Annotated in this window: 15 protein-coding genes and 3 pseudogenes; 8 read left to right on the top strand and 10 right to left on the bottom strand. The window is 38.4% G+C overall.

Annotated elements, in window-relative coordinates:
* Positions 1 to 594 precede the first annotated feature (594 nt).
* Complete coding sequence (locus ACP4IT_RS12160) at positions 595 to 924, bottom strand: DUF5388 domain-containing protein (RefSeq protein ID WP_041816175.1); 330 nt, start codon at positions 922 to 924, stop codon at positions 595 to 597.
* Complete coding sequence (locus tag ACP4IT_RS12155) at positions 917 to 1,726, bottom strand: ParA family protein (protein ID WP_015474642.1); 810 nt, start codon at positions 1,724 to 1,726, stop codon at positions 917 to 919. The genes ACP4IT_RS12160 and ACP4IT_RS12155 overlap by 8 nt, the downstream gene beginning before the upstream one ends.
* A gap of 1,534 nt (positions 1,727 to 3,260) precedes the next feature.
* On the opposite strand from ACP4IT_RS12155, the pseudogene ACP4IT_RS12150 reads away from it, so the two are divergent.
* The 3 genes and pseudogenes from ACP4IT_RS12150 to ACP4IT_RS12140 all read left to right on the top strand — a co-directional run.
* Positions 3,261 to 3,602 (top strand): annotated as a pseudogene (locus ACP4IT_RS12150) (replication initiator protein A); the annotation flags it as partial.
* Between the two features lie 258 nt (positions 3,603 to 3,860).
* Positions 3,861 to 4,142 carry a type II toxin-antitoxin system RelB/DinJ family antitoxin gene (locus tag ACP4IT_RS12145; protein WP_014564139.1) on the top strand — a complete coding sequence of 94 codons (282 nt, stop codon included), beginning with the start codon at positions 3,861 to 3,863 and terminating at the stop codon, positions 4,140 to 4,142.
* Complete coding sequence (locus ACP4IT_RS12140) at positions 4,132 to 4,638, top strand: hypothetical protein (protein WP_164511024.1); 507 nt, start codon at positions 4,132 to 4,134, stop codon at positions 4,636 to 4,638. Before ACP4IT_RS12145 ends, ACP4IT_RS12140 begins: the two co-directional genes overlap by 11 nt.
* Here ACP4IT_RS12140 and ACP4IT_RS12135 read toward each other — a convergent pair.
* From ACP4IT_RS12135 to ACP4IT_RS12125, 3 genes are all read right to left on the bottom strand, one after another.
* The gene (locus ACP4IT_RS12135) at positions 4,628 to 4,906 is read right to left on the bottom strand and encodes a hypothetical protein (protein ID WP_014216278.1); all 279 of its coding nucleotides are present in this window, start codon (positions 4,904 to 4,906) and stop codon (positions 4,628 to 4,630) included. The two genes, ACP4IT_RS12140 and ACP4IT_RS12135, sit on opposite strands and share 11 nt — an antisense overlap.
* A gap of 22 nt (positions 4,907 to 4,928) precedes the next feature.
* Positions 4,929 to 5,156: a hypothetical protein gene (locus ACP4IT_RS12130; protein ID WP_382336256.1), complete on the bottom strand. Its 228-nt coding sequence runs from the start codon at positions 5,154 to 5,156 to the stop codon at positions 4,929 to 4,931.
* A gap of 228 nt (positions 5,157 to 5,384) precedes the next feature.
* Positions 5,385 to 5,972 (bottom strand): site-specific integrase, encoded by a 588-nt coding sequence (locus ACP4IT_RS12125; RefSeq protein WP_086231969.1) that lies wholly within the window; start codon positions 5,970 to 5,972, stop codon positions 5,385 to 5,387.
* Between the two features lie 103 nt (positions 5,973 to 6,075).
* Here ACP4IT_RS12125 and ACP4IT_RS12120 point away from each other — a divergent pair, with 103 nt between their 5' ends.
* A complete protein-coding gene (locus tag ACP4IT_RS12120) occupies positions 6,076 to 6,354 on the top strand; it encodes a plasmid mobilization protein (protein WP_003625288.1) in 279 nt (92 codons plus the stop codon).
* Positions 6,344 to 6,646, top strand: a complete 303-nt coding sequence (locus tag ACP4IT_RS12115; RefSeq protein WP_005917927.1) for a type II toxin-antitoxin system YafQ family toxin — start codon at positions 6,344 to 6,346, stop codon at positions 6,644 to 6,646. Before ACP4IT_RS12120 ends, ACP4IT_RS12115 begins: the two co-directional genes overlap by 11 nt.
* Positions 6,647 to 7,222: 576 nt before the next feature.
* On the opposite strand, the gene arsC is transcribed toward ACP4IT_RS12115, so the two are convergent.
* The 5 genes from arsC to ACP4IT_RS12090 are packed head-to-tail and all read right to left on the bottom strand — an operon-like array spanning position 7,223 to position 11,477.
* On the bottom strand, positions 7,223 to 7,639 hold the full coding sequence (gene arsC, locus ACP4IT_RS12110; protein WP_004563097.1) for an arsenate reductase (thioredoxin): 417 nt from the start codon (positions 7,637 to 7,639) through the stop codon (positions 7,223 to 7,225).
* 22 nt (positions 7,640 to 7,661) lie between these two features.
* Positions 7,662 to 7,997 carry an arsenite efflux transporter metallochaperone ArsD gene (arsD, locus tag ACP4IT_RS12105; RefSeq protein ID WP_025013532.1) on the bottom strand — a complete coding sequence of 112 codons (336 nt, stop codon included), beginning with the start codon at positions 7,995 to 7,997 and terminating at the stop codon, positions 7,662 to 7,664.
* A gap of 36 nt (positions 7,998 to 8,033) precedes the next feature.
* On the bottom strand, positions 8,034 to 9,329 hold the full coding sequence (locus ACP4IT_RS12100; protein WP_125643336.1) for an arsenic transporter: 1,296 nt from the start codon (positions 9,327 to 9,329) through the stop codon (positions 8,034 to 8,036).
* A 42-nt stretch (positions 9,330 to 9,371) separates the two neighbouring features.
* Positions 9,372 to 11,102 carry an arsenical pump-driving ATPase gene (arsA, locus tag ACP4IT_RS12095; protein ID WP_164511026.1) on the bottom strand — a complete coding sequence of 577 codons (1,731 nt, stop codon included), beginning with the start codon at positions 11,100 to 11,102 and terminating at the stop codon, positions 9,372 to 9,374.
* 51 nt (positions 11,103 to 11,153) lie between these two features.
* Positions 11,154 to 11,477, bottom strand: coding sequence for an ArsR/SmtB family transcription factor (locus ACP4IT_RS12090; protein ID WP_003582114.1), 324 nt, complete (start codon positions 11,475 to 11,477; stop codon positions 11,154 to 11,156).
* 72 nt (positions 11,478 to 11,549) lie between these two features.
* Between ACP4IT_RS12090 and ACP4IT_RS12085 the strand changes: the two are divergent.
* The 3 genes and pseudogenes from ACP4IT_RS12085 to ACP4IT_RS12075 all read left to right on the top strand — a co-directional run.
* Positions 11,550 to 11,657, top strand: a pseudogene (locus tag ACP4IT_RS12085) (ArsB/NhaD family transporter); the annotation flags it as partial.
* A 55-nt stretch (positions 11,658 to 11,712) separates the two neighbouring features.
* Positions 11,713 to 12,054 (top strand): annotated as a pseudogene (locus ACP4IT_RS12080) (Tn3 family transposase); the annotation flags it as partial.
* Between the two features lie 264 nt (positions 12,055 to 12,318).
* Positions 12,319 to 12,465: ferritin-like domain-containing protein (locus ACP4IT_RS12075; protein WP_426855824.1), on the top strand; the 147-nt coding region annotated here is incomplete at its 3' end.

Genomic DNA, 12,465 nt, shown 5'->3' with positions numbered 1-12,465 from the left:
TCGGAATAGGTTATACTAGACAAAAGATCAGCTCCTAAAAGATGGGTTTGTGGTAAACACCATTTTAAAGGAAGCTGATCTTTTTTGTCCGAACAGCGTTCGGATTAATTTTACAATCTACCAACAAATTTCAAAAATTATTAGACCAACAACAGCAATTAAATTTATCCAGTCAGAAATTACTTGAAAATCAAAAGTCAGAACAAAATATTAAAAGCAACACCGTACAAAGCCGTGAGAACGATTCTAAAGGCGATAGCAATGATTCAGATACAAATATAAGCAAGCAAAACGAAAAGCCCTCTAATGAGACGAGAGAGAACTTTTGGAAACGGTTGTTTAGATAGGTTGTGAATATTTTTTGAGTAGTATGGGTGGCTTTTTTGCGTAAGTTAAGTGACAGCATTGATTGATTGTTATATGATTGTGTATGTCCTAAATGGACACAAGCAACGCTCCTAAGCAAAGTCTGTATGTACTGATTTCAGAAAAGCCCTCTATTCCGCATAATAGAGGGCTTTTTTGTACATTCTGCTTCATCTAAACGGACAAGTATACGTCTAAAAGCTGAACGTGTTGTCTGAGCGCGCGTGATTATTTACTTTTTACGCGTACATCACGTTTTTCTAAAGAATCAATTTGAAATTCTAATTCTTTACGTTCGTCTGAAGTCAAAGATTCAATATAAACAGATAAAGCTACTTCAATAGCTGCCTTTTGATTGTCACTATACCCTAATACAGCCATTGCTTGCAATTTGTTTCTAATGTGGTTGTTGATTTTTAGGTTTGTGTCAAAAGTAACCGAAGCAACTTGATTTTGTGGGGTTTTAATTCCTTTATTTGAATTTGAAAAATCCGAAATTTCAGCCTGCTTATCTGGCTTAATTGGGTTGCGGTTAGACCGAATCAATTTATTAGCCATTTTCAATTGCCTCCATTCTTTTTAGCATCTCGTCAGTTACGTCTTTGTATACTTTGAATACACGCCTATCAAACTGAGTATTGAAAGTAATACCAGTTATTCCATAACGCTTGATCCTCTGCATCGAGTGAATTTTATGTTTAAAAATGTTTTCAGTTCCAAACTGATTAATAGCATTTTGAATAGTTGCTTCATCTACAGGAGCTCCGGCTTGCAATAGAACAGCCAATATACCAACGATTTCCAAACGGGGAGCCTTGTAGGTATCAATAACTTGTTCCTGGATATACTCTATAAATGCTTGAGCTCCCTCAAAACTATGTTCATGAGTTTGCATAACAATTACACAATAATCGCTGGCATACAATGCTGAATCGGTGATTAACGAGATAGTAGGCGGCGTATCTATGATGACATAATCATATTTATCTTTAATAGGCTTGATAAGATTACTGAATTCTTTGACGCGTTCATTATAGTCTTTGATTTTTTCCATATAGCGTGGGAAAAGAGCAAAGTCAGGTGCAGAAGCTAGGATATCGAAGTTTTCTTTTATATGTATTAAAGATTGAGTTAAATCGCCATCTTCAATACTAGCCATGAGAGATTTTTTAAAATGGCCAACTTTTCCATCAATATTAACTTTAGTATTCAAGAGTAGATTTGTGGCGTTTCCTTGGGGGTCCAAATCAACTAGTAGTGTTTTGTAACCACGATTGCTAAGGTCTAGAGCTACTAATGTTGAATTACTAGTTTTTCCAACTCCACCTTTAAAATTTCCAAATGTTATGGTTTGTGTCATGATAACGCCTCCTAACGATTGTTGTTATATTAGCACTATATCGCTTTTGAATCAACACGATATAGTGCTATAGTGCGTTAGTTCTATAGTTCTATAATGCTGTTGTTCTGTAGTGCTTATGTTCTACAGTGCTATAGTGCTGTAGTTCTTTAGTTCCGTAGTGCTAGCACTACCGTATAGCTTTAAGCCCTATGTGCAAGCATTTACTAAAAGAAAAAGCAGTGCCGTAGTTCTTTAGTTCCGTAGTTCTATAGTTCTATAGTGCTGTAGTGCTTATATTCTGTAGTGCTGTAGTTCTTTTATTCTATAGTTCTGTAGTGCTGTAGTGCTAGTTTTTTAAAACATTGACTTTTGTTGTGGTTGAGCTATAATTCTAAATGAAATCGATAAATAGAACATAAAAAAACACCCACCAACAGCCATTGGTGAGCGCCACAAAAGTCATCTAGTTTAATGACTATTATATCATGGCCGGTGCGATTTTTAAAGCCCTAGGGGACAAGCTGGGGTCTAAATCCAAGGGGACACGTTTGCCAGTGCGACTTCAATAAGTCTGGCTATACCACAACAAGGTTATCTGTACGGCTGGGTGGTGAATGGTGAGCGCGACCATTAACGGCGCGGGTGGTAAAACGAAGCTTCGGCTTGGTGCCACTGATTAGTTGGTGATCGAACAAAAATAAATACGTATCATCAACGCCTACTAGGGCGTTTTTTAGTAGGTTAAACCGAAAACGTAGGTTTATAATGAGTGGTGGTAGCAATACCGCAATTGTACAGACAAGCGACGGGCGTTAACGACCGACGAACTAAGGGGAAACTTTTAGTAGTAGAATTGTACTCTGGTTCAGTTATTCCAAATAGCTGATTCCAGGGAACAATTCTGCGCTCAAAACGTCACTCCCTCTAAACTGAATGGAAAACCGTAACCCGTCAAGTCAAATTCCAAAGAAAAAAAGAAAGTTGGTGGAATTGTTGGAATGTAAGGATTACATTGTTCCATTGAATCCAGATGTGATCGTTAAGAAGACAATCTATCGGAGTTCTGCAAGAATTACTGATCGACAAAGGAACCAAGTGAAGAGAGTTTTGCGTAGTCAAGGGTATCAGGGAAGAATTAGTGGTATTCGATACACTCGGGTAAATTACAAGTATTCATTTAAAGTATCAGTGAAGTATCGGGGAAGTGTTGGCAAATTTTTGGTTAATACAAAGAATGAGACAGTTGAATTTAAGGGAATGGTCTAGGAGCAATACCAGTAAATTTCACAAACTTCCTTTCCCCAATTAAAACCAATCTGCGACCTATATCACTTCTTTTTTGGACAAGTTCACAATCAAAAAATAACGGAATGTGGAAGTACCGCGGTGAATGTGGGTTACTTGGGATAAGCCGCCTTATGTAAAGTGAAAATTGGTATACTAAGAAAGGCTCCCGGTTTAACACTGGAGGCCTTTTTTCTAGGTTACATATTTTGAGGATGAATGTTTTTATCTTCGTAGTTTTTACTTGGGTGCTGTAACATGATGAATACTGCTTAGTTTTTGGTGCCGTACCCCGCAACAAATGCGGCGCTTCATTGGCATTATCTTAAATGCTAAGTACCGAGTTGAGAAAGATCACAAAGATATTGGCGTCATAATCCCACTTGATGATGAAGAACTCAAACCTTTAATGACTAAAGCCTTGAGACGCTACTTTAACGCCCTAAGAAGCAATGAGAAGCATATCAAGAACGTGGAAAACTACTTGTACGGCACCATGCAAAACCTATTTGGCGTTTGGTGGAATAAACAAGCGGCTAGAGAATATGCGGCCAAACACCCTGAAGAAGAAAAATCGGCCGACAACGATAACAGTGGGTTGTACTACTAGTCCTAAAAGGCTAAAAAATCCTTTCTAAGTGATTTTAAGACTTACTAACCTATTTTACTTAAGTTAGATTTAAATGGCTTAAACATAAGAATAGGGGCTTTTAAATGAGTGTCAGAGCTAACCAGACTAACCAGCTCAAAAGTTCAGCCTTTAGATCAACGCCAAGCTCAAGTGATTTGAGGCCAAGGCTTTATCTATTGATAAGGTACTCAAAAGGTAGTATAATGGTAGTAGTAAAAGAAAGGAGATGAGACAATCATGGCAGTTAAGGAAAAGAAACGGGTCCAAGTCAAGATTGATAAAGATTTGGCCGATGATACCGAAGCAATTTTAAGCGAATTGGGCTTAAATCCAACTACGGCTATTAACATGTTTTACAAGCGGATTGTTGCTAATGGTGCTTTACCTTTTAATGCGTCTTTAAGCGAAGAAGAAAGAGCTAATTTACGCTTTTTAAAGGCGACCGAAGGGACACCAGTCACCGAGTTCAAAGACGCTAAAGAGGTCGCTGATTGGCTCAACGATCCAGATGAGGACTAATGACTTAGTCAGCCTATACGTTAGTTTTGTAGAAACTAACGGTGGCAAGTCTCGGCCAGTTTTAATTCGTCGGGTATCAGAACAGAAGGTCGAGGCTTTTAAAATTACTAGTCAGTATGAAAAGAAGTCGGCTTATATCAAGCAACAATATTATCCGATTCAAGATTGGAAATCCGCTGGGTTGAAGAAACCTTCCTGGGTCGATCTTGGTAATATTTATCGCTTTCCCAAAGCCGGTTTAAACTTTAAAGAAATCGGTCATTTAAGTAAGCTAGATCAAAATAAAATTTCAGATTTTACGCTTGACCTAATATCAAAAAGAAGAGGTAAGGGTCAAAAGATAATTCAACAGCAATCAAGTAAAAGGAAGCACAAAGAAAGTAAAGCAGAGCTTACACAAAGAATTCAAAAACAGTTAAAAGACTTTGCTAAACACAATCCAGAAATTAAGCCAAAAAACAATCCTGAAAATAAAAACGATCGGCCTAGTTATTAGGTTGATCGTTTTTTAATTTATCCGGTTTATGGGCGTTAACATAGTCAGCAAATATTTTTAAAAGTTCTTCGGTTTGTTCGACCGAGAGGTTATTAGCTTGAAAGTACTTTTCTAATAAAGCCCCTTTTTGAATTAATCGGCGAGAACGGGCTTTGCGAGCTTGCCGATTTTCATAGTATTTAGATTGTCGTAATTTAAAATCTTCCCGCTCAATTTTTTGTTTTAAACGCGCTTGCTGCTCGACTAGTTTTTCATATTGATTAGACATGGAATTTCCCCATCTCGTATGGCTAATAATCTACGGACTTTACCTTTAAAAATTCAGAAAATTTCTTGGCTAAAAGCTTAATCTGATCGTTAGACAAATTAGCATAATCTAAATTGGCTTGACTGATGATTTGTTTACCTAGCCGTTGTTCAATCTTATTTTTTTCGTCCTTAATTTTTTGATTAAGGGCTTTTAATTTAGCTTCTTGTTTTTCTAAGTTACTTTGAGACATAACGATCCCTCCAATCATATTAGAAATAATCACCGAAACTATATCATATAGGAAACGTTAAGTCAAAGTATAAAATTTGAAATAGCGAAGCGGAAGGCATACACTAAAAGTAAATTCAGGAGAATCAGCAGACCGAGTGAAACGAGGTCAATGCGCACTTACACATAGAATTTATTCTATGTTGTGCTAGACCCATTAAAAACCTGTATCAGAAGTCGCCGTTGGCGACAACAAAATTAAACTAATTTACCCAAAATCAATTTGATCTAACATACTTTCGGTACTGGCTTGATCTAAGCCTAAATAAGCTAAAGTCATCGCCTCACTGGAATGATTTAGCAAATTCATGACTAAGCCAATATTGTAATTTGATTGCGTGTAGACCCGATAAGCCCCGGTTTTGCGCATCGTATGGGTCCCTAGATAATTAATTCCTAACAGATCGCCAGCCTTGCTCATGATTTTGTAGAACTGTTTTTCCGTGATATGGCGTTCTGGGTGTTGAATTGAAGGAAAGAGCCATTCAGAATCCAGCTGATGACCAAGCAGCCATTGACGGTACAATAAAAGCTCTGTTTGAACTGGTTTAAGGTACAAGGTATTCGGTTTACCCGTTTTTCGGTCGTGAATGAATGCATTTTGTTTAATAGAACCGTCCGGATTAAAAATATCGGCCTGTTTTAAGCGCATGACATCACTGACTCGCAGCAGTGTCGCTTTGCCAACTTGAAAAACTGTATAGTTACGCCGGCCAGCTTTAAAGTTGTTGAGTAAGGTATCTTGCACCTCTTTGAGAACGTTTGAATCTTTGATGGGTAAGACAACTTGTTGCATAAGCTGTTAGTTCCTTTACTTTAAAATTAATTTAGTTGCAGAAAACCTAAAAATCGAATATTATGATGTAGTACGATGGTAAACTTAAAGGAGGCGGATTAGAATGAGTAATACTATTATTAAAAACAAGACAATTTCAACTCGTGTAACACCTGACATTAGTGAACGGGCTAAAGCTAATCTAGCAAAACAAGGGCTAACCGTTTCTGAGTATATACGCTTATCGTTAGTTAAAGCGGCCAATAATGAAGTTCGATTAGTCAGCTTTTTAGATTCTCCGGAAGCCTTAGCCGCTAAAAAAGAAGCAGAAACAGGGCAGGTCAAAAATATTGGTTCATTGACTGACTTTGAAGATTGGATCGATAAGTTAGATGCAAATTAAACAGACCAAATCTTTTGAACGTGAATTAAAAAAACTAGTCAAGAAACATTTCCCAATAACTGTCTTGAAGCCTTGTTTAGAAGCAATTGTTGAACAAGATGTACTTGTTTTGAAACAGATTAAAGATCATGCATTAAAAGGAAATTGGCGTGGCTATCGTGAATTTCACCCTGCCAGATATGGAAACTATGGTAAAAATTATGACAACTGGATTGTTATTTATCAGCTAGATCATGATGAATTGATTTTGTTATTGGTTGCAACTGGCTCCCATGAAATCTTGAATCAATAGCTATAGTTTAGGGGCACTTATAAAAAAATAAATTAAAATAGCCCCCAATATCTACATTATAGATATTGGGGGTTATTTTAACAACGTTTTTGAGGAGTTATTTGTATATTATAGACCCTATATATTCATAGCCCCTTTCTGTTTGGTGTTAAAGTATTAGTCATCGATGTCATGCACTATCTTGTTTAGCTCCGTTTTGATGGAACTGGAAATATTTTCTAAATTGAAATGATTATATATTTCTTTATCCTTAAGCATCCTTTTTTGTGCCTTATTTAATTTACACTCATTGTTACCCACTACCCATTCATCCTTTTTACGTATAAAGGGGTTTTGCGCCCTTTCCTTTAACGCGTTTTGAACATCTTCATAAGGTAAATAAAATTCAATTGTAGATTAATTTTACAATCTACCATATAACGTCTCCATCTTTTCAAAACGACTTAATTGGGGTTAATGGAACATCCATACGAAAAGTAGCGGTAGGAAGCCGAACACTCAGAATGTTTGTTATCTGAATATACGGTTTTCTACCGCTATTTTAAAATTCGTATTGGTTACGGACCTACTGATTCCTCAGAGGTTACCGACTTTTGCTAAGTCAATAATCTGCTGCTCAATTTGATCTCTGACCTTCCGAAAAACTACTATTCTATCCTGTTCGGATCCAGCTGCTAAAGCCGGGTCTGGAAGTGGCCAATGCTTTTTCTTGACCGTTGGTGGGGTGACTGGACAGCGATCACGAGCGTCTCCACATAAGGTGACAACTAGGTCACTGTGAAGCAAATAATCGGGATCAATTAACTTTGATGTTTGCTGGGAAATATCTATTCCTTTTTCAGCCATAACTTTAACAGCCAATGGATTCAAGCCATGCACCTCGACTCCCGCACTGGCAACGCGCCAATCATTGCCTAAAATTTTTTTAGCGAATCCTTCAGCCATTTGACTTCGACAAGCATTTCCAGTACATAGAAAATAAATTTGTGTCATCACTAATCCTCCATCTAAACTATTAGTGAACCAAAGCAGCTACTAAATCCATGTCTAAGTAACTGCTAAACTCGTTAATGGTTGGGTATTCACCGGTTTTTACCAACTGACCATCCACTAACGTAATTGGTAAAGCATTTATGCCCTGACGTTTTAGTTCTTGGGCAACAATCGGATTTCGAACAAAGGCATCGGGGTTCTGGGCTAAATTACGACGAATGAACATGGCCTGCCCCTGTGCATTCACACTGACATACCGCTGAATGGCCGTTGTTTGAATCAATTCTTTATCAACGCTGGGACCACAAACACCGGTTGAACAACACATTGCTGGTTCAAAAAGCTCTATTTTTTTCATTCTATTCATCTCCAAAGTAATTGTGATTTATATTTTCTAACCAAAAATCGATAATGATAACCAGAGGCCACATAGGGTAATAAACAACACTGGGATCGTGGTTACAATTCCAATTTTAAAATAAGTCCCCCATTTAATTTTAACTCCCTTTTGAGCTAACACATGTAGCCAGACTAATGTAGCCAAAGAGCCAATTGGGGTAATCTTAGGTCCCAAATCTGAGCCGATTATGTTTGCGTACACTAACGTATGATGGATGAGCCCTGAAACGTCAGCGCCTTTGATTGATAGTGCATTAATCATGACGGTCGGCATGTTATTCATTAATGACGATAAAAGTGCTGCTAAGTAGCCCATGCCCATTGTGGCAGCAAACCGACCACCTTTTGCGATTTCGGTAATGACACCTGATAATAATGTTGTTAGACCAACGTTCTGAAGGCCGTAGACTACGACATACATACCGATTGAGAAAAAGACAATGTTCCAAGGAGCTCCTTTAATCGCTGCCATCGCATTAACATGGGAACTTCTTTGACCAACTATCAGAAAAATAGCCGCAATACTCAGTGCGATAAAGGAGACGGGGATTCCTAAGAAACCGCTACTAAAGTAACCAATCAATAGGAGGATTAAGACGACCCATGAAAACTTGAAAAGTCGCTGATCTTTTAGTGCAGAACTGGGTTCCGCAACCTGAGTGGCATCAAATTTTCGTGGCAATGCTTTTCGAAAGTAAAGATACAGGATACCAATACTACCTAACAGCGAAAATAGATCAGGAATCCACATTCTTAACGCATACGCTGAAAAGGAAATTCCAAAAAAGTCTGCAGAGACAATATTTACCAAGTTACTAACAATCATTGGTAAAGAAGTGGTATCGGCAATAAAGCCACTGGCAATAATAAAAGGGAAAACTTGCTTTTCATCAAAGTGTAAGGCACGAACCATTGCTAAAACAATGGGGGTAAGAATCAGAGCAGCCCCATCATTAGCAAAAAGGGCAGCAACGACGGCGCCTAAGGTGGTCACCAAAATAAACATGCGAATACCGTGACCATTTGCCCAGTGAGCCATGTGTAAGGCGGCCCATTCAAAAAATCCGATTTGATCTAAAATGAGTGAAATCAGAATAATAGCCACGAAAGATAAGGTGGCATTCCAGACAATTCCGGTAACTGTTCCAACATCTTTAAAACTCACCACGCCAAACAATAATGCTAAAATTGCACCACCAACGGCTGTCCATCCAATTGATAATCCTCTAGGTTGCCAGATAACGAATAATAATGTGAGTAAGAAAATTCCAACGGCAAAAAAGACTTGCATGATACCTCCTAAACTGATTAATTATTTTTTTCCTTTAATTAATTAAACCGTTAAAAGCGTTTTTTCGTAATTTGGTTGCCATTGCATAACAGCAAAATGATTATTCGAAAGCTCTTTTACCTGATCAATCCATTTAACTTCGCTTTGCACTCGAGCCAGCAAACATGGATCAGTGGTTTGAGTTGCCAACATACTTTGGTTGACCACCCACCAAGTATGAGTTAGACTGGCTCGCTTCAAATCGTCATCTAACCGCATTGATTCATAAACCGGCGTGGCTTCTGGTAGCGTTACCATAACAATTTCAGTTTGCTTAGGATCTTGTAGTCTTGGTAACAGATTAACGACTGCTTGTGGGACGCTGCCGGAGGTATGGGCAACTTCTTGAGCATAGCTTTGGGTCGAGTTTAACAGTAAGAGTGTATGACCAGTCGGAGCCGTATCAACCACAACGACGTCACTATCATTTTGGGCGACTAACTCAGCAAAAGCTCGGAAGACAGCAATTTCTTGAGTACATGGTGAACGCAAATCTTCAGCGACATAATCAACATCATTAGACTTCATGGTCTTTTTAGCAGTAGTGAGAACTTCGTTTTGATATTCTTTTAAAGACTTTTTCTCATCAATATGGCTCACCTTGATCAGCGGACTTGTGATTTTGAAGTATTTCAAATGATCAGCTGGGTCAGTGGTAGCCAAGTGCACGGTTTTGTGTTGAGCAGCTATCTTTTGGGCAATTTGAACGGCAACGGTTGTTTTACCAACGCCACCTTTGCCCATGGTGAAGATAATTTTTTTATTTGACTGCACTAAATTCTTCACGACAACATCCAGATCAGGAAAGTGACTAGCAGTAACCGGTTCCTCAGTGATTTGCGGCTGCTGGTCTTTCAATAGTAGTCGTAAATTAGCTAATCCCAATACGTTGTATGCTCGCAATGGGATTGCTAACTTGGGTAGCTGGTCTAAAGTGACTGGCATATTCTGCAAATCAGCTTGCTGTTGTTTAAAAATAGTCTGAGAAACTGCGTCGGTTGGCTGATTTAAGATACCGTTAATGATTAGTTGCTGGTTCTTAATGTTTAAGGCTGCCAACTCATGTGAAGCGCGTTGTGCCTCCAGAAGGGCGCCTTTTTGTGGTCGGGTAACTAAAAACAAAGTCGTCGCTTGAGGATTGCCTAAAGTTTCAACCGCTTTTTGATACATAGCTTTCTTATCATTTAAGCCAGCTAGTTGTCCGAGACAGGATGCACCACGATCATTCTTATCCAGGTAATTACTCCAAGCAGAAGGCAATTGCAGCATTCTTAAGGTATGGCCGGTCGGCGCGGTATCAAAAATAATATAGTCAAATTGCTGATTAATCTTGGAACTAGTTAGAAAGTTGGCAAATTCATTAAATGCAGCAATTTCAACCGTACACGAACCTGATAATTGTTCAGCCATATTCTGAATGGCTTCTTTGGGCAACACGCCTCGATAAGGTTGAATAACCTGCTCGCGATACTCGTTCGCAGCAATGACCGGATCAAAGTTGGCAGCAAACAAACCGGAAATGTTTGGAATCGGCTTTGGCTGATTGGTTAAACTAACTTTAAAAACGTCCTGCAAGTTACTAGCTGGATCAGTGGAAACGATCATAACTCGGTGACCAGCATCAGCTAAGCTAATTGCAGTGGCACTGGCAACCGTGGTTTTGCCAACCCCACCCTTGCCGGTAAAAAATAGGTACTTGGTTAAATTAATCTCTTGTGGCGAATACTTTTCCATCATTTTTCAGCTCCTTACATAGACACGCCTCTATGTATTGCTTAAAAAAACTTAATTGGCAACATCTTTTTCACAATCAGACCGTTGGCAAAGGCAGTGCTCATCAGCGGCTAACAGTTGGTCGGTATTCTGTTTAAACTCTTGGACAAACCTTTTTTGTAGGGAATAGTGTTGCCATTTCCCATCCTTTACCGCAAACACAATACCTGCATTTTGCAAAACCTTCATATGATGAGACAAAGTGGGTTGAGAAAAATCAAAATGCTGGAGGATATCACAAGCACAAAGTGATCCACATGAAAGCAGATCAATGATTTTTAGGCGGTTCGGGTCAGCCATTGCTTTTAGCATTTGAACGTAATTTTGATAATCCATTTTTTCTCCTTCCATTACATAGACGATCATCTATGTATAGTATAAGAGCTACTCCAATGGCTTGTCAACTTTGTTAAAACTAAATGGGGGACTTATTTTAAAATTGGAATTGTAACCACGATCCCAGTGTTGTTTATTACCCTATGTGGCCTCTGGTTATCATTATCGATTTTTGGTTAGAAAATATAAATCACAATTACTTTGGAGATGAATAGAATGAAAAAAATAGAGCTTTTTGGAACAGCTAAATAAAGGTGAAGCTCGGCACGCGCTTTGTCGAAACATCTTTTATGGTCGGAAAGGGAAGCTTTATCAAACGTATTTTGATGGTATGGAAGAACAACTAAACGCTCTCAGTTTAGTCACGAATGCCATTATTTATTGGAATACCGTTTACCTGGAAAAGATTGTGACGCAGATGCAATCAGAAGGGTTTGATTGTTCTGACGACATGATCGGCAAATTATCGCCACTGATGTTTGAACACATTAACTTTGTCGGTAAGTACACGTTCCAATATAATGAAGCGTTAGAAAATGGTCATTTAAGACCATTGGATGAAGCAGACGAAAAATAAGATTGTTCGGTTTTTAAAGTCTACCGCTACTTTTCGTACGAATGTTCCAGAGCTCTTTTTAAATAAAGCCAATATAAAAAATCATAAACGCTGTTAAATCAACGTTTCTGATTTTTTGTTCGGGATCCTACCGCTACTTTTCGTATGGATGTTCCATTGACCCCTAATTCTACGGGCTATAAATAACTTAATTTGCCAGTGTATAACGTTTCAGATTAAGCTACCACTAAGTTATAATAACCATATCGAAAGGAGATCAATCTAATGAAATATACGAAAACCAAAGCAGTATTAAATCAACTCGTTGCCGATTTGAGCCAGATGTCAATGATTATCCATCAGACGCATTGGTACATGCGTGGACCCAACTTTTTGAAGTTGCACCCCTTGATGGATGAGTTCATGGAAGAA

The sequence above is a fragment of the Levilactobacillus sp. LN180102 genome (assembly GCF_050106635.1).
Lineage (GTDB): Bacteria > Bacillota > Bacilli > Lactobacillales > Lactobacillaceae > Levilactobacillus > Levilactobacillus brevis.
Note: the sequence above shows the minus strand (reverse complement) of the source record. Positions and strands in the feature narration are given on the sequence as shown.